This window comes from Flavobacterium sp. (assembly GCF_004211145.1).
Taxonomy (GTDB): domain Bacteria; phylum Bacteroidota; class Bacteroidia; order Flavobacteriales; family Flavobacteriaceae; genus Flavobacterium.
Map to the genome: position 1 here is coordinate 1 of NZ_SEBS01000021.1, position 16993 is coordinate 16993.

A 16993-nucleotide genomic window follows, 5' to 3' on the forward strand; every position below is an offset into this window, starting at 1 on the left:
TGAAGTGCTGTCAATCCAATATGTCTATGAACTTGTCTACTCGTTTTTCGCTCGTCACTTGCGTTTCAAAGCGGGTGCAAAAGTACAACTTGTTTTGGCTTTTCCAAGCGTTTCGGAAACTTTTTTTGAAAAAATTTCTTACCGCTTGATTTCCAGTAAAAAAGATGCGTCCTGAACGTTTTCCGGAAAAACCGGACGGCAAAGATAACAACCCTGCCCCTAACGGCAAAACTTTTTTCGCCTCTTTTTTTACTTTCAATATTTCAAAGGAACTTCGCTGTCAATGCGGGTGCAAAAGTACACCGCTTTTTTACTCCCGCAAGCGTTTCGGCAAAGTTTTTTTCGTGTTTTTCGCAACGCGCTGGAACGATGCGTTTTGCAGGTGAAAGTTTTTTCCAGGGTTTACGGCCGCGTGAGGGATGCGAGTGGAAATCCTGCCTTTTGCCGCGGCGGATGTTTCTCTATATATAGTATAGTAGACGGCAAAAGACAGATTGGAACGGGTCAGCCCGACGGCGGCTTCCCAAAAATACATCGGGAGACGCCAAACAACAAAGCCGCCGGCACGCCCAAAAAACAAAAAAGTAAATTATGGTTTAGGCTGGCTCGCCTGCTCTATGGCTTTCTGCGTCCAATGCGTATCGAGGTCGTCGAGGTCGACCGGCTTGAAAGCGGCCTGTTTTTGCAGACGACCCGTTTCAAAAGCGCGAACCAAAATCGTCTCGATCAAATAATCCTCATTGACTTCATAAGGCGAATAAGCGCGCTTGAGGTCAAGATCGAAAACCTTGGCGGTATTACTCGACCAAAAGGCCTTCCATCCGCTTTTGTATTCCTTAATTAAAGAGAAAGTGGTTTTGCCGGTTTGGCGATAAATGAGCTTGATAAGGATTTGTCCCTGCTTACGCGAGAGTTTCTTGAGTTTTTCCGAGAATTCGTTCTCAATATAATCCTCCACTATTTTATAGTACTTCTTTTTTTCCTTTTCCGTCTTGAGTTTGGACATGTTCTTATCAAGCATGGTCAAACGCTCTGAAGCAATCTTCGCAAACGGATACACCTTGTATACGCGGTTCTGCAAAATGAGATATTCTTTCCGGCTCGCATATTCGAGATGGCCTTTGCCCAACACGAGTTCGTCGAGCATGACTTCCATCACCGAGTCGTTCACATCCAGATCAGTATCGGATGCGATCGAATCTTTTACCTGGGCAAACGCGCCCGTTGACACGAAAAGGAACAACAAAAAAGAGCTTACAAATTTCATAGCGGTTCTTGTGGGTTCAAAAATAGACATATTTTCTTTGTCCAACTGTAGTGCCAAATTTTTATTTTAGCCGAATATATACTGAAATTAAAACTATGGCTGCAAAACCAGTGCTTAAAAAAACATCGATGGCGTTTATGGAACGCTATTTAAATAACGCCTCGCCTACGGGCTATGAAGCCGAAGGGCAAAAAATCTGGATGGATTACGTGCGTCCGTATGTCGATACGTTCATTACCGACACTTACGGAACCGCGGTCGGCGTGATCAATCCCGATGCCGAATTCAAGGTCGTGATCGAAGGCCATTCCGACGAAATTTCGTGGTACGTGAATTACATCACCGACAACGGTCTTATATATGTTATCCGAAACGGAGGTTCCGACCACATGATCGCCCCGTCGAAACGCGTGCACATCCACACCAAAAAAGGAATCGTAAAGGGCGTTTTCGGATGGCCCGCGATCCATACGAGAAATCGCGACAAGGAAGAACACCCGAAAATCGACAATTTGCACATCGATATCGGCTGCGATACGAAGGCGCAGGTCGAGGAAATGGGCGTCCACGTGGGCTGCGTCATCACGTATCCCGACGAATTCATCATCCTGAACGAAAACAAATTCGTGTGCCGCGCGATCGATAATAGGATGGGCGGATTCATGATCGCCGAAGTCGCGCGCCTGTTATCGGAAAACAAAAAGAAACTGCCGTTCGGATTGTACATCACCAATTCGGTCCAGGAAGAAGTCGGATTGAGAGGCGCCGAAATGATCACCAACACGATCAAACCCAATATCGCGATCGTAACCGACGTTTGCCACGACACGACGACTCCTATGATCAACAAGCGTATCGAAGGTGAAGTCCAGATCGGCAAAGGTCCGGTCGTGACGTACGCTCCTGCGGTTCAGAACAACCTGCGCGAGCACATTTTGGATACGGCCGAGAAAAACCAGATCCCATTCCAACGCCTGGCCTCATCGCGCGTTACGGGAACCGATACCGACGCTTTCGCGTACAGCAACGGCGGCGTCGCTTCGGCGTTGATTTCGCTTCCCTTGCGTTATATGCATACGACCGTGGAAATGGTGCACAAGGACGACGTTGAAAACGTGATCCGACTCATCTACGAATCGTTGCTCACGATCAAGAACAACGAAACGTTCAGCTACTTCAAATAATCGTCGGCAATTCGGCGCAAACAAAAAAGCATCCCGTTAAAAGGATGCTTTTTCTCTTATAATTAACCTGTACTATAGATGAAATTTACAATTGCGGCTGGCAAACAGGCAACGGCAACTGTTTTTTGCTTCCGTTGATGTAGGCGAAATTCAACGGTGCGATTTCAGGCAAAACACCGTCGATTACCCTGTTGCTTTCGTCTATGAGATCAACAGAAGTCCTTTCGATGATAAGCGGGCGGATTTCCTGTCTTGCGTTTCCTTCAACGACTTCAGAGTCGCATTTCACGACATCTTCGTGTGATTTTACATAACCTGATTTGAAATATACTTCAGGATTTAGAACGTTTTCCTCGTTTGCGAAATACCTTGTTTGTCCTGTTATGGAATCTCCGTTTCCGGCGAAAAGAGCTGTTTCAGAATCTATTTCTGAAAATCCGTACTGGTTGTTTGCATTGGTGCCGATTGCAGCCACCAAAGCAAGTGCTAAAGTGATGATTGATTTTTTCATGATTGATTGTGATTGTGATGATGATGATGATGATTTTGATTGATTACGCTTTGGCAAGCACCGCGGCGACTTCTTTCGCGCCCGAAGCTTCCGCCCATCTGAGCGCCGTAAATCCGTTTTCACTTTTTTCGTCGGCTTTCGCTCCTTTTGAAAGAAGATACTCGGTGATCTGGACATTGTTGTAACGCGCCGCGATCATCAAAGGCGTCATGCCATTGGATTTCTCGTTGATGTCGGCTCCGTATTCGACGAATTTCTTGACGACTTCAAGGTCGCCTTTGCTGATTGCAACACAAAGCGGTGTGTTTCCGTAAACATTTTCGATTTTGGCCGAAGAGACTGAAGTCGTAGTCTCGTTTGCCATCGACACATTAATAAAAGACACTAATGCGATTCCAAGATAAACGATTGATTTTTTCATGATTGACTGATTGATTTAAGTTGATGATTTTGAGTAATAGACGTCGGTTGCAAAAGAATCGTTACAGTGAACCCGATGATTAACGTTTTTTTAACCAATTCCCTACAACCCAAAATTAAAAAACGCCCTGATTACGGGCGTTTGCAAATTGTTACGTTAAAGTCATTTCTTGAGGAAATCAAGCACATTCTTTTCGATTCGCTCATCAATCCTGGAAATATCGGCTTTCACGAAAGGTTCTCCTAGTATCTTTTCGTAGAGTTCGATGTAACGCTCCGAAACACTTTGGATGTATTCGTCGGTCATGTCAGGAATGTTCTGCCCTTCTTTTCCTTGGAAATCGTTCGCTATAAGCCATTGGCGCACGAATTCTTTCGACAATTGTTTCTGCGACTCACCGTTGTCCTGCCTTTCCTGGTAACCGTCGGCGTAGAAATAACGCGAGGAATCCGGCGTATGGATTTCGTCGATCAAAACGATTTTTCCATCTTTTGTCTTTCCGAATTCATATTTCGTGTCGACCAGGATCAGTCCGCGGCCGGCGGCGATATTCGTTCCACGCTGGAATAACGCGTGCGTGTAATTTTCAAGTACGATGTAATCTTCCTCGGATACTATGCCGCGAGACAGGATTTCCTCACGCGAAATGTCCATGTCGTGTTCCCCGTTGTCGGCTTTTGTCGTCGGAGTGATGATCGGTTGTGGGAACTTGTCGTTTTCCTTCAAGCCTTCGGGCATGTAAACCCCGCAAAGACTGCGTTTCCCCTCAGCGTATTCGCGGGCCGCGTGTCCTGACAGATATCCTCGGATCACCATCTCGACCTTAAACGGTTCGCACAAATGACCTACGGCGACGTTGGGATCGGGAGTTGCGATAAGCCAGTTCGGAACGATATCTTTCGTAAGTTCCATGAAACGCGTCGCGATCTGGTTTAGGATTTGGCCTTTGTACGGAATTCCCTTGGGAAGCACGACATCGAAAGCCGAAAGCCTGTCGGTCGCCACCATGACCAACAATTCATCGTCTATGTTGTAAACTTCGCGTACTTTGCCGCGATACACTGATTTTTGGCCCGGAAAATTAAAATTTGTCGTGGTGATCGTGTTGCTCATTGTAAATTGTAGTTTGAGGCACAAAAATACACTTTTTCAGATGTGGTTCGTCTACTCAAAACGACGTTTATCGAAATTGCTTTTCACCGAACCGACCAATTTTTTAAATTATACACAAAAAATTCCGATGACTGCAAATTACAATTGGCCTTTGTGGCGCAGGATCGCTTTCCGATTCTGTTTCCTGTATTTCGGACTGTATTTGATTACGACACCGTGGTTCGAATTTTCAGGTATTCCGATGTTAGGCGGTTGGCACGCGGCCGTTCTCGATTTTTTCGTGTGCGGATTCAACGACCACGTGATTCATTTCCAGAAAGAATTGACGCCTTTGAACGGCAGCGGCGACACGTCATGGGGTTGGGTTTTGCTGATTTTGGAACTTTCGGTATCGGCGATTGCGACGGTAATCTGGTCGTGGCTCGATCGAAAACGCCCGTCCTACAATAGATTGGGTTATCTATTGCGTACGGGACTGCGATACACTTTATCGTATTTCGCGCTCACTTACGGCCTGATCAAAATATTGCTCATTCAGATGTTGTTCCCGACGCAAAGCCAATTGGCATCCCCGCTGGGCGATTTTTTACCGATGCGGTTTTCGTGGCTTTTTATCGGATATTCCGACGGATATCAATTCTTTTCAGGAATGGCCGAAGTGCTTGTCGGACTGCTGTTGCTGTTCCGACGGACCACGCGATTGGGCGCCGTGCTCGCGTTCGGCGTATTCCTGAACGTAATGGCTTTGAACCTGTTCTACGACATTCCCGTCAAGATTTTCTCGATGCATCTTACCGCGATGGCGCTCTTTCTATTAATCGATGACAACCAGGGATTGCTGCACTTCTTTTGGCACAACCGAACCATTTCAACGATTTCGAAGTACCACTTTTCAAGCCAACGCAAATGGGTCAAACGCGGGCGCATCGCATTGAAGGTCGCGTTCATCTATATGCTCTCCATGATGATTTTCGACACATTCAACATGTACTCCGACTATCACAAGAGCGACGAGCCGTTCGCGAAAGGCGTTTTTGAAACCCACGTCCTTATCAAAAACAACGATACGATTCCGGTGCTGGCGAACGATTCCCTCGTATGGAAGGACATTATTTTCGACGGTGCCGAGTCGGGAAGCATCGACTCGCAAGACACGATTTTGCGCCTGCGTTATGGTCGGGGTTATTTCCTGTACAAGAACGATTCAGTCAAAAATGTGCTGCATGCCTTTAAGTTCAACGACGGCGACAGTATCGCAATGTTCGACCTCAAGTACAAAATATTAAATAAAGACTCGATCGAATTCCGGACAAAACTTCACGGCGACTCGCTGAAGTTGCTGTCGGTCAAAACAAAACACAAATTCCAGTTGGCCAACCGCGAATTCCATTGGATCAGTGAACGCAACCGATAATAAAAAAAGCCCCGATAATTGGAGCTTTTTATATTATTGGTTTTCGATTTTCTTGTACGCCTCTATCACTTTTTTAACGAGTCGGTGTCGCACGATATCTTTGTCGTCGAGATGAATGATGCCGATTCCTTCAGTATCTTTCAAGATCAGCAACGCTTCCTTCAACCCCGACATCGTGGCACGCGGCAAATCTACCTGTCCCGGATCGCCCGTTATGATGAACTTCGCGTTTTTCCCCATACGCGTGAGGAACATTTTCATTTGGTTGTGCGTCGTATTCTGGGCTTCATCGAGGATCACGAAAGCATTGTCGAGCGTCCGTCCGCGCATGAATGCCAACGGAGCGATCTGGATGATTCCTTTTAGAATGTAATCTTCAAGTGACGAAGGCGGCAACATATCGCGCAACGCATCGTACAACGGCTGCATGTACGGATCGAGTTTCTCCTTCATGTCGCCCGGAAGGAATCCGAGGTTCTCACCTGCTTCAACCGCTGGACGCGTTAAAATAATTCTTTTAACCTGCTTTTCCTTGAGCGCTTTCACGGCCAAAGCCACGCCCGTATACGTTTTTCCCGTTCCCGCAGGACCGACGGCAAACACCATATCGTTCTTGAAAACCGCGTCGACGAGCAACTGCTGGTTAGGCGTCATCGCTTTGATGAGCTTTCCGCCCAGACCGTGCACGAGAATTTTGTCATGGTCGGGCATGCGCTGTTCTTCCTGTGTTCCGCTTTGGATCACGCGGTCAATCACGTTATCGTCTATATTATTGTATCGCGTGAAATGCTGCATGAGGCGATTGAACCTGACCTCGAATTCATCGAGCACTTCCTTCTCGCCAAAGGCTTTTATGGTCGTGCCGCGCGCAACTATTTTCAGTTTTGGATAGTATTTTTTGATCGTTTCCAAATGTGCATCCTGTGCACCCCAGAAATCTTTAGGAGCGATCTCGCCCAGCTCAATAATTCTCTCGTTCAAACGCCGTCTTTTTTAATTAGAAATAATCGCTTTTATTAGTAGATTTGCATTGGATTCGCGCTGCTCAATTGCAGTGACGCTTCCAACCAAATGTAGTGATTTAACCTGTCGCGCCTACTTTTATTTATAAACAATTCTATGTCAATAATTACGCTTACTACTGATTATGGCCTGCGCGATCACTTCGTCGGGGCTTTAAAAGGTAAGCTGCTTTCCGAGTACGACGAGGCGACGATTATCGACATTTCACACGGCATAGATCCGTTCAATGCGGCCGAGGCGAGTTACATCGTCGAAGCGGCGTATTCAAGTTTCCCGAAAGGTTCGGTCCACATCATCGGCGTAGATATCGAACTCAGTCGCGAGGTTCGCCATATCGCGATGCAATGGAACGGGCATTTCTTTATTTGCGCCGACAACGGGATACTTGGCTTTTTAACCCAAAAAATCGTACCTGAAAAACTCGTCGCGATCAACATACACGACCGACTGCCCGACGATGCGACCGATCTCGACGTGTTCGTAAAAGTCGCATGCCATTTGGCGAAAGGCGGGCTGTTGAACGTCGTGGGGCGCGACATCGAATCCATAAAGGAATTGACCGAGCTCAAGCCGATAATTTCCACCGACAACAAATCCATAAAAGGTTACGTCGTCTATGTCGATCATTTCGGGAACGTCGTGACGAACATCTCGAAGAAAATGTTTGCCGAAGTCGGGAAAAACCGCCCGTACGAAATCGTGCTGCGATCGGTCACGAATACAATCAAGACCATTTTACCCAAATATTCCGACGTCGTGGCTTCCGACAATTTTCCCGAGAAGTTCTACGAAGGCCAAAAACTCGCGATTTTCAACGCGGCCGGAAACCTTGAAATCGCATTGTACCGAAGCAATCCCGCGACATCGGGAGGCGCATCATCCTTACTCGGACTAGGATATCGCGACGCCGTAACCGTAAATTTCTCCTAACATGTTCATCAGGATCGTCAAACTCAGTTTCCATCCCGAAAACGTCCCGGCATTTCTCGAAAATTTCGAATTGATGAAGGAGAAAATACGAAACGCGCCCGGAAACCGTTTACTCGAATTGTACCGCGACAAACAAAACGACCATATATTTTTCACGTACAGTTATTGGGAAACCGAACAGGATCTCGAGAATTACCGTCAGTCGGAACTGTTTTACGACGTGTGGACGTTCACCAAAAAATTATTCAACGACAAACCCGAAGCCTGGAGCGTCGACCGGCTCGTAACTTTGCAATGATGAACTATTATTATTTCGACACCTCGGCTTATCCGGATATTACGACCGAAATCATGCAGCCCGACCCAAAAGTTTGGGACGAAGAACACTATCAAAGCAACATGTCGTATTGGGAACATCCCGATTTCGAGCCGATTTTCGGACAATTGCTGCTCAAAGTCACGGGGAAGAAAGCGACGAAAAGGCCAACCGATTTCCTTGCCGCCGCCGGTTTGTACGGAGGTTTGGGCTATGTGATGTCAGGAAAAGCGAAAAGCGTCATCGAAAAATTCAAGTTGCCGGAACATCGTTTTTATGCGCTTCCAGCGTACACACTCGAAGCCACGGGGGAAACGTTCCACTATTATTACCTACACATTTTGGTCGCCGATGATAATTACGACTTCATTGATTTTCCAGCCTCGACTTTTGAACGTACCGATTTTTTAGGAGAAAATGGGCAACCTATCGCGATTGGAAGCGCCGAAGAATGGAAGGACATCCGTAAAAACATGGATGAACTCGAAGAAAATATCAGAGAAGTCGATTTGGTACTGAGCGATCTATTCCACAAACTTGACCCTGATCTATTCCGTATCCAACATTTCCTGAATTCCGAATTCATTATGAGCGAGCGACTTAAAAATGCGCTCGAAGAAAACGACATCAGCGGATTGAGCGACTTTTACGAATACGAACCGAGGATAAACGGAAACGACTTTAAAGACATTCCAGAAAAACCCGTCGAAACCGTAGCCGAAAAAGAACCGTTCCAACCCAAAAGCCACGAAGAAGTCACACAAAAACTCGACTTTATCTTTGCTGAAATGGACGTAGAAGAAGACGCGATCTACGATTACGACCAGGAAATCGACGCGGCTCTCGAATTCCTTTCCAGGACCGACGATCCGATAAAACCTATATTTGCCTATTTCGAAAAACATCCCGAAGCGATCCATGGCGCGCCCGGCCCGTTCGTGCACTACCTCGAAACGTACTTTGGAATAGGCCTCGAAGCCGAATTGATAGCTTCCATAAACCGAAACCCGACGATCGAAGCCATAAACATGATTTACCGCCTCGCCAACGACGAATCGAATCCCGACCGGGAAAAATACATCGCGATCCTAAAAGAAACCGCCAAAAGCGAAGACGAATATATTGCACAGTCCGCACAGGATTGCATCGACGATCTGTAATCAAATCTTAATCGTCTAACGGCAGACAAAATCGAATAAACAAATAACCGATTCAACGCATAAACACAAATGAAAGCCATATTACTAAGAGAAATCAAATCCTTTTTCGGATCGCCCGCCGGCTATCTCGTCATCGCGATTTTCCTGTTGCTCAACGGATTGTTCCTTTGGGTTTTCGACGGTGAATACAACATCCTGCAAAGTGGTTTCGCCGACCTTACGCCATTCTTCACTATCGCGCCGTGGATCTTAATCTTCCTGATTCCGGCCGTGACGATGCGCAGTTTTTCAGACGAACGAAAGCAAGGAACGCTTGAACTGTTGCTCACCAAACCGCTGAGTGTGTGGCAGATCGTAAACGGCAAGTTTTTGGGCGCGATGTTACTGATCGTGATCGCAATCATCCCGACGTTAATTTATGTGTACATCGTTTCCAAACTCGGAATGCCTGAAGGAAATATCGATTTGGGCAGCACGATGGGATCGTATTTCGGGCTGCTGTTTTTGATCGCGGCTTATTCGGCCATCGGGATTTTCACATCGGCGTTGTCCGACAACCAGATCGTCGCGTTCATCGTTTCGGTTTTCCTATGTTTCCTACTCTATTACGGATTCGAAGGCCTCGCGCAGATCATCGGCGGCGCACAAAGTTTCGTGACGGCATTGGGAATGGACAGCCATTTCAAGAGCATCGGGCGAGGCGTTATCGACACGCGCGACGTGATCTATTTCGTCAGCGTAACCGTACTTTTCCTTTCGTTCACCGTGTTCAAACTTAAATCGTTGAAATCATGACGAACGCCAAGAAGAAAAACCTGAAGAATTTAGCGATCACGATTGCGGTTTTGGTCGCGGTGAATCTTATCGGAACCAAAGTTTTCCAACGTTACGACATGACGCAGGACAAGCGGTATACATTGTCGAAAACATCGTTCGCGATTCTCGAAAATGTCCGCGAGCCCATGTATATCGATGTTTTCCTCGACGGAGATTTCCCGGGCGAATTCAAGAAACTGCAAACCGAAACCCAGCAATTGCTTGAGGAATTCCGAGCGTACAACTCGAATGTCCAGTTCCGATTCATCAATCCGCTTGACGAATCAGATAATGCCGATGCCGAGAAACGCGACATCATCTACAACATTTTCAAGATCGACAACCCGGTCGTTTCAGACAAGGAAAAGAAAGAAATCCAGACGAGTATAAAGGAGATTCCCGACCTCGACAAAGCGGTTCTCGAATCGTTTGCGGGCAGCGGCATGATTCCGGCGCGCGTCACGATGAACGACAAAGGCAAACAGACTGAAGCCGTCGTCTTTCCTTGGGCAATCGCGACTTATCAAGGCCGAAGCGTAAAAATCCCGTTGCTTAAAAGCGCGATGGGCGCATCGACTGCCGAGAAAGTCGTCGGTTCGGTACAACATCTCGAATACGCGCTCGCGAATGCATTCAACACAGTCGCCAATGCAAAAGAAAAAAAAGTCGCGGTCATCAAAGGAAACGGTGAAATGCACGATTTGCTCATGGCCGACTTCATCAAGCAAGTGCGCCAGAATTATTTCATCGGGACATTCACGTTGGATTCGGTAGCGAAACAACCTGCGGAAACACTTTCGTTCCTCAAGAAATACGACATGGCCGTCATCACGAAACCCGCCGAAACCTTCACCGATCAGGAAAAACAGGTGCTCGACCAGTACATCATGAACGGTGGGAAAACGTTGTGGCTCGTCGATCAGGTGAACATCGAAATGGACAGCCTGTACAATCAGCAAGGCATGAATTTGGCGTTTCCGCGCGATCTGAACCTGAACGACATGTTCTTCAAATACGGTTTCCGCATCAATCCGACATTGGTAAAAGACCTGAACTGCGCGCCGATCGCATTGGCAACGGGCGAACAGGGAAGCGCGAGCCAATATTCGCAGTATCCGTGGTTTTACGCGCCCCTTTCCTACTCGACTTCGAACAACTCGATCGTAAAAGGTTTGGATCCCGTGAAATTTGATTTCGCGAATGGTATCGACACGCTTAAAAATGGCATCAAGAAGACCGTGTTGCTACAATCGTCACAGTATTCGCGAGCGGTCGGAACACCTGTGGAAGTCCGCCTCGACATGGTTCAGGAACGCCCCGAACCAACTGAATTCAACAAGACCGGAAACATTCCACTGGCGATTTTGCTCGAAGGGAAATTCCATTCGGTGTATGAGAACCGCGTGTTGCCTTTCGCCGACAAATCGTTCGTGAGCGAAGGGAAAGCGACCAAGATGATCGTAATTTCAGACGGAGACGTGATCAAAAATCAACTCGACAAGGATTACCGTCCGCTCGAGCTCGGCTACGATAAATGGACGAACAAATTGTATGGCAATAAGGAATTCCTGTCGAATTGCGTGAATTACCTGCTCGACGATACCGGACTTATCAACATCCGAAGCAAGGAAGTTACGCTGCCGATACTCGACCAGCAAAAAGTCTACGCGAGTTACACGACTGCGCAAATCATAACCGTCGGAGTTCCAATCGTTGCGCTTTTGCTTTTCGGACTCGTGTTTACGTTTGTCAGGAAGCGTCGTTACGGCCGTTAGTGTTAATAAATTTTGTTTCGCTGTTTGGCAGATTAGGATATATTTGTGAACCGGTTGAATTCCGTTGGATCCGATCGAAAAAATTAATTACACGCACATGAAATTCATAGTATCGAGTTCGTACTTATTGAAGCAATTACAGGTATTGGGAAGCGTCATCAACAGCAGCAACACCTTGCCTATTCTCGACAATTTCCTTTTTGAGCTCGACAACAAGACGCTCACGGTTTCCGCCTCGGATCTTGAGACGACGATGAGCGCCACGCTCGAAATCGATTCGACGAGCCAGGGCAGTGTCGCCGTTCCCGCGAAGTTGTTGCTTGAGATCCTCAAAACGTTTCCTGAGCAACCGCTTACGTTTACCGTTGAGGAAAACAGCACGATAGAAATCAGTTCGAATTCGGGTAAATATGCGTTGGCGTACGCGCCGGGCGAGGAATTCCCGAAATCGGTGAGCCTTGAAGATCCGTCGGTGACGTTGGTTCCGGCCGAAGTACTGGCGACAGCGGTTTCAAAAACGATTTTCGCAGCCGGAAATGACGACTTGCGTCCCGTGATGTCGGGCGTTTTCTTCCAGTTTTCGACCGAAGGCTTGACATTCGTGGCTACCGACGCCCACAAACTCGTGAAATATGCGCGTGCCGATGTGAAAGCTTCGCAAGCCGCCGATTTCATCATGCCCAAGAAACCTTTGAACATCTTGAAGAGCATTTTGGGTGCGAGCGACGCCGAAGTCAAAATCGAATACAATGATTCAAACGCGACATTCTCTTTCGACAATTACGTGTTGACATGCCGATTGATAGACGGGAAATACCCGAACTATGAAGCCGTCATCCCAAAGGAAAATCCGAACAAATTGCAGATTGACCGCACGCAGTTCTTGAGCTCCGTTCGTCGTGTCGCGATCTTCTCGAACAAGACCACGCACCAGATCCGTCTCAAGATCGCAGGAACCGAATTGAACATCTCAGCTGAAGACATCGATTATTCGAACAAGGCCGAGGAGCGTTTGACGTGTGATTACCAAGGCGACGATATCCAGATCGGGTTCAACTCGCGTTTCCTTACCGAAATGCTTACAAACCTGCAATCGGATATGATCTTGCTTGAAATGTCATTGCCGAACCGCGCCGGAATTCTTACTCCCGTGGACGGGCTTGACGAAGGCGAAACCGTGACCATGCTTGTCATGCCGGTAATGCTGAACAACTAGCCTCCAACCAACCTTTTTATAATTGGAAAACCGCAGTCTTTGGATTGCGGTTTTTTTATTTTGCGCGCTTTAATTTTTCGCAACTCTCGCGATGGAGTACATCAACCGTCCAAAATATTTCCAGAATTCTGAAGGCACTGCTTTCTTTTTTGCCACGAATGCACGGATTTCCACGATTATTTGTATCTGTATCTGCACGGCCAAATTACAATCATGCCTTTTCCAAATAAGCTCGCAGATCTCTATCGTCCGTGAAAATCCGTGTATCCGTGGTAAAATTAGTCTAAGAAATAGAAACGAATATCCGCCAAATCTCAACGAATATTCATCCAAAACTCCCATCCTATCCTAAAATTCTATTTTTGATTCCAACAAAAAAGGAAGCGAAACCTCAAATGCGCGGCGTACCTGAAAAGCCTTACGAGTAAGAACAACCAAAAACCGATAAAATGATTAAAAATGTACTCGCCGGCGTCCTATGCTTGACCGGAATTGTTTCAAACGCGCAAAAGCTCGACAAATTCGGGGCCGATCTGGGTAAGAAAAGCGTAATGGGCAAAGAGATTCGCGTGCCATACACCGACATCAACACCTATTACGGTTACATCAAACCCGGTGCCGCTCCCGACGAAACCAAGAACGGCAAAAAAATGTATTACGTGTATGTCTGGATTCCGGTTGCCGCGCCTGAACTTGGCGTACGCATGGTCTCCCCGGCGCCCGAAGGTTCGAAACCATCCGACAAAGATTATGTGACCGCAGATTTCACCGCGAACACAGCCGACACGAAAAATTTCTTCGACACCTGGGTGACGCTCGAAAGAGCTGAAGGAATCGTAAAGATCGAAGACGCCGCCGCAAAAGCAAAAACCGCGAAATGGGTTACGATCGATTCGAACGACGATTCGGGTGAATTGCCTGCGCAACCGTCGGGAAGCAAATACAACTCGCTGATCCGCGTGACGAGCGAAACGTCGAACCCTGTAAAATCTCTCGTGATGGGATTGTATCGCATCGGGTTCACGACGTATAAGCGTGGCGAAGTACAGGGCAGTTTTATGGCTCAGATCGGCGCTCCGGTTAAACTACCTGGAGTTGCGATCGCTGCAAAACCTGAAGATCTAGCTACGGCTGTTAAAAAGTAAATTTTAAACATGGAATTATAAAGAGCCGACGATTTGTCGGCTTTTTTTTGCCACAGGATATTTTTTTGTGCCACGAATGCACTATCAATCTCGCCAAAAATCCGTGTATCCGTGGCTAAATATCGAGGTGACATTCACGCTTCGCAGCTTAAAATAACGAGAAGATAAATCAAAATTATCCGCTGCAACTTTTCATGTTGCGATCCGAATCAGCTTCTTGTTCACGAATTCCTCGATTCCCAAAGGCGATAGTTCGCGCCCATAACCCGAGCGCTTCACGCCTCCAAAAGGCAAATCAGGGCGGGACGCCAAATTCTCGTTTATGAAAACCATTCCCGTTTCCATCTGGTTCGCGACGTTGATCGCGCGTTCGGTGTCTTTGCTGAATACCGCGCCTCCGAGTCCGAAGTTCGTAGCGTTCGCAAGTTCGATCGCGGCCTTTTCGTCTTTCACGCGATAAAACGACGCGACAGGTCCGAACAGTTCTTCCTCATACGCAAGCATTCCGGGTTTGATGTCGGTGAGGATCGTAAATTCATAGAACGCTCCTTCTCTTTTCATGCGTTTTCCTCCGGCCAGAACCGTCGCGCCTTGTTTGATCGTGGTCTTGACTTGCTTGTCGAGTTTCTTGACGGCATCCTCAGTCGATAGCGGACCGATTTCAGTTTTCGGATCCATCGGGTCGCCCACTTTCAGTCCTGTGATCCTGAGCTTTAGTTTCGCGATGAAATCGTCGGCGACCTTGTCAAGAACAATCAATCTTTTGGCCGACGTACATGCTTGTCCCATATTCGAATAGCGTCCGAGGTAGGCTTTCTCGGCCGCCAGATCGATGTCGGCGTCGTCCAGAACCACGAACGCGTCGCTGCCTCCGAGTTCGAGAACGGATTTCTTTAGATTTTTTCCCGCGGCTTCACCAAGACTCGAACCCGCTTGTTCGCTTCCCGTGAGCGACATTCCTGCGATTCGCTTGTCCTGGGCGAGTTTCGCGATGCGTTTTCCGGCAAGGAACAAGTTTGTGTAAACGCCTTCAGGAGCGCCGGCTTCTTTGAAGATTTTCTCGATCATCTGTGCACATTGCGGAACGTTCGACGCATGTTTGATCATCACGACATTTCCCGCCATGATATTCGGAGCCGCCAATCTCGCTACTTGGTTGTACGGATAATTCCAAGGTTCGACGCCAAGAATAATCCCGATCGGTGACAGACGCACGAACGCTTTCCCGTCTTTGATCTTCATCGGGCGATCCTTTAGAAATTCTTCACCGTTTTCAGCGTAATATTCGTAGACCGAGGCGACCATTTCGACCTCGCTCTCGCTTTGCGCAATGAGTTTTCCCATTTCGAGCGTGATGAGTTTCGCGAGTTCGGTTTTACGTTTCCTGAAGATTGCCGCCACTTTCCTGAGTAATTCGGCTCGCTCTGAAATCGGGGAATTCTTCCAGACCTGATAGGTTTTGTGCGCGCGCTCGATTTTCTTTTCGAGTTGGGCGTCGGTGAGCTCGTCGAAGGTTTTGAGAATTTTGTTATTGTAGGGATTTGTAGTTTGTATGGACATTGGTGATTTGTTGAATCGGTTAATTGTTTAGTTGAAGTATTCGCTAGTCGTTAGTCGTTAGTCTTTGGTCGTTCGTCATTCGTCTTTCGTCTTTCGTCATTAGTCATTCGTCTTTCGTCTTTCGTCTTTCGTCATCAGTCTTTCGTCATTCGCCCAGTCTCGCGTTAGGGATAGCAGCGGATATCCTTTTCGAGGAACGAGAAAAGATAGCAGCGAATAGCCCGACGGCGGTTTTAACAGTTCCGCGACAGCAACTGATTCGCTCGACCGCCGGAACGCCCAAAATATTAGTCTTCGTGTATCGCCAAAACCGGAACTTTAGAATGGAACGCCAATTTTTTCGTAAGGCTCGTGCGGAACAGACTCTCAAAAAAGCCGTGTTCGCGGTTGAGCAATGCGATGATATTGGCTTCGTGCGATTCGAGGAACCACAAAATGCCTTCTTCGACGCTTTCGTTCTCAGTCGTATGGAACGTGATGTTTTCATTGGCGAGTACGAGTTTCCAGTCGGCGATCACGACGTCTTTTACTTTCACGTTGGCGTTTTCGACGTGGAGCACATCGATGCCCGCGTGGAATGCCGAGGCGAGTTTCAACAATTTCTGCAACGCCGTAAAATCACTTTCGGCGAATCTCGTGGCGAATACGATGTTGCGTATCGGCTCGTATTTCATGTCCTCGGGAACGGCGAGAACGAACGCATTGGTGCGCGTCATAACGTTCGCGGTCGAGGTTCCGACGAAGGTTTCCACGGCTCCCGAAGCGCCTTTCGTTCCCATGACGACATATTCGATTCCCTGTTCCTTTACGAGCTGCAGAATCGTGTTCACCAAGTCACCGTCCATCAGGACATTGCTGATCTGCACATCGGAACAACCGTTGTCATCGGCGATTCGCCTCAACGTCGGGATATGGCTTTGGTATTTCTCGAACGTTGAAAGCTCAACGGTTTCGTAAATTTCCATTTGGTAGGCGGGCACGTCCACGTAATCGATTATCGGAATCTCATAAACGTGAAGCGTGACGACCTCGGCGTTCAGGTGTTTGGCGAACTGAAGCGCGTAGATGAACGCGTTGTGCGAAGCCGGGGAAAAATCGGTTGGGAACAATATCTTTTTCATGATCGGGTTGTTTGTTTTTGC

16 protein-coding genes are annotated in these 16993 nt (G+C 47.5%); 9 read left to right on the top strand and 7 right to left on the bottom strand.

The window, feature by feature from the left end:
* Positions 1–589 precede the first annotated feature (589 nt).
* Positions 590–1267, bottom strand: coding sequence for a DUF4294 domain-containing protein (locus tag EOO50_RS10830; protein ID WP_290840017.1), 678 nt, complete (start codon positions 1265–1267; stop codon positions 590–592).
* Between the two features lie 95 nt (positions 1268–1362).
* Here EOO50_RS10830 and EOO50_RS10835 point away from each other — a divergent pair, with 95 nt between their 5' ends.
* Positions 1363–2451, top strand: coding sequence for a M42 family metallopeptidase (locus EOO50_RS10835; protein WP_290840018.1), 1089 nt, complete (start codon positions 1363–1365; stop codon positions 2449–2451).
* An 85-nt stretch (positions 2452–2536) separates the two neighbouring features.
* Here EOO50_RS10835 and EOO50_RS10840 read toward each other — a convergent pair whose 3' ends face one another.
* The 3 genes from EOO50_RS10840 to EOO50_RS10850 form a co-directional block, all read right to left on the bottom strand.
* Positions 2537–2962, bottom strand: coding sequence for a hypothetical protein (locus EOO50_RS10840; RefSeq protein ID WP_290840019.1), 426 nt, complete (start codon positions 2960–2962; stop codon positions 2537–2539).
* 43 nt (positions 2963–3005) lie between these two features.
* On the bottom strand, positions 3006–3383 hold the full coding sequence (locus tag EOO50_RS10845) for an ankyrin repeat domain-containing protein (protein WP_290840021.1): 378 nt from the start codon (positions 3381–3383) through the stop codon (positions 3006–3008).
* 162 nt (positions 3384–3545) lie between these two features.
* Positions 3546–4496 carry a phosphoribosylaminoimidazolesuccinocarboxamide synthase gene (locus EOO50_RS10850; RefSeq protein WP_290840022.1) on the bottom strand — a complete coding sequence of 317 codons (951 nt, stop codon included), beginning with the start codon at positions 4494–4496 and terminating at the stop codon, positions 3546–3548.
* A gap of 127 nt (positions 4497–4623) precedes the next feature.
* Here EOO50_RS10850 and EOO50_RS10855 point away from each other — a divergent pair, with 127 nt between their 5' ends.
* The gene (locus tag EOO50_RS10855; RefSeq protein WP_290840023.1) at positions 4624–5910 is read left to right on the top strand and encodes a hypothetical protein; all 1287 of its coding nucleotides are present in this window, start codon (positions 4624–4626) and stop codon (positions 5908–5910) included.
* Positions 5911–5943: 33 nt separating this feature from the next.
* On the opposite strand, the gene EOO50_RS10860 is transcribed toward EOO50_RS10855, so the two are convergent.
* Entirely contained in the window at positions 5944–6891 is a 948-nt protein-coding gene (locus tag EOO50_RS10860) for a PhoH family protein (RefSeq protein ID WP_290840025.1), read from the bottom strand.
* Between the two features lie 138 nt (positions 6892–7029).
* Here EOO50_RS10860 and EOO50_RS10865 point away from each other — a divergent pair, with 138 nt between their 5' ends.
* From EOO50_RS10865 to EOO50_RS10895, 7 genes are all read left to right on the top strand, one after another.
* A complete protein-coding gene (locus tag EOO50_RS10865) occupies positions 7030–7863 on the top strand; it encodes an SAM-dependent chlorinase/fluorinase (RefSeq protein ID WP_290840026.1) in 834 nt (277 codons plus the stop codon).
* Position 7864: 1 nt separating this feature from the next.
* Positions 7865–8161: an antibiotic biosynthesis monooxygenase family protein gene (locus tag EOO50_RS10870; protein ID WP_290840027.1), complete on the top strand. Its 297-nt coding sequence runs from the start codon at positions 7865–7867 to the stop codon at positions 8159–8161.
* The gene (locus EOO50_RS10875; RefSeq protein WP_290840029.1) at positions 8161–9339 is read left to right on the top strand and encodes a hypothetical protein; all 1179 of its coding nucleotides are present in this window, start codon (positions 8161–8163) and stop codon (positions 9337–9339) included. Before EOO50_RS10870 ends, EOO50_RS10875 begins: the two co-directional genes overlap by 1 nt.
* Before the next feature lie 69 nt (positions 9340–9408).
* The gene (gldF, locus tag EOO50_RS10880; protein WP_290840030.1) at positions 9409–10134 is read left to right on the top strand and encodes a gliding motility-associated ABC transporter permease subunit GldF; all 726 of its coding nucleotides are present in this window, start codon (positions 9409–9411) and stop codon (positions 10132–10134) included.
* Entirely contained in the window at positions 10131–11930 is a 1800-nt protein-coding gene (gene gldG / locus EOO50_RS10885) for a gliding motility-associated ABC transporter substrate-binding protein GldG (RefSeq protein ID WP_290840031.1), read from the top strand. Before gldF ends, gldG begins: the two co-directional genes overlap by 4 nt.
* A gap of 97 nt (positions 11931–12027) precedes the next feature.
* Positions 12028–13146: a DNA polymerase III subunit beta gene (dnaN, locus tag EOO50_RS10890; protein ID WP_290840032.1), complete on the top strand. Its 1119-nt coding sequence runs from the start codon at positions 12028–12030 to the stop codon at positions 13144–13146.
* Between the two features lie 449 nt (positions 13147–13595).
* Positions 13596–14291: a LipL32 family surface lipoprotein gene (locus tag EOO50_RS10895; protein ID WP_290840033.1), complete on the top strand. Its 696-nt coding sequence runs from the start codon at positions 13596–13598 to the stop codon at positions 14289–14291.
* A 192-nt stretch (positions 14292–14483) separates the two neighbouring features.
* Here the strand turns inward: EOO50_RS10895 and EOO50_RS10900 are convergent, their stop codons facing one another.
* Both EOO50_RS10900 and EOO50_RS10905 read right to left on the bottom strand, forming a co-directional pair.
* Positions 14484–15851, bottom strand: a complete 1368-nt coding sequence (locus EOO50_RS10900; RefSeq protein ID WP_290840034.1) for an NAD-dependent succinate-semialdehyde dehydrogenase — start codon at positions 15849–15851, stop codon at positions 14484–14486.
* A 287-nt stretch (positions 15852–16138) separates the two neighbouring features.
* Entirely contained in the window at positions 16139–16972 is an 834-nt protein-coding gene (locus EOO50_RS10905; RefSeq protein ID WP_290840036.1) for a universal stress protein, read from the bottom strand.
* Between the last annotated feature and the right edge of the window lie 21 nt (positions 16973–16993).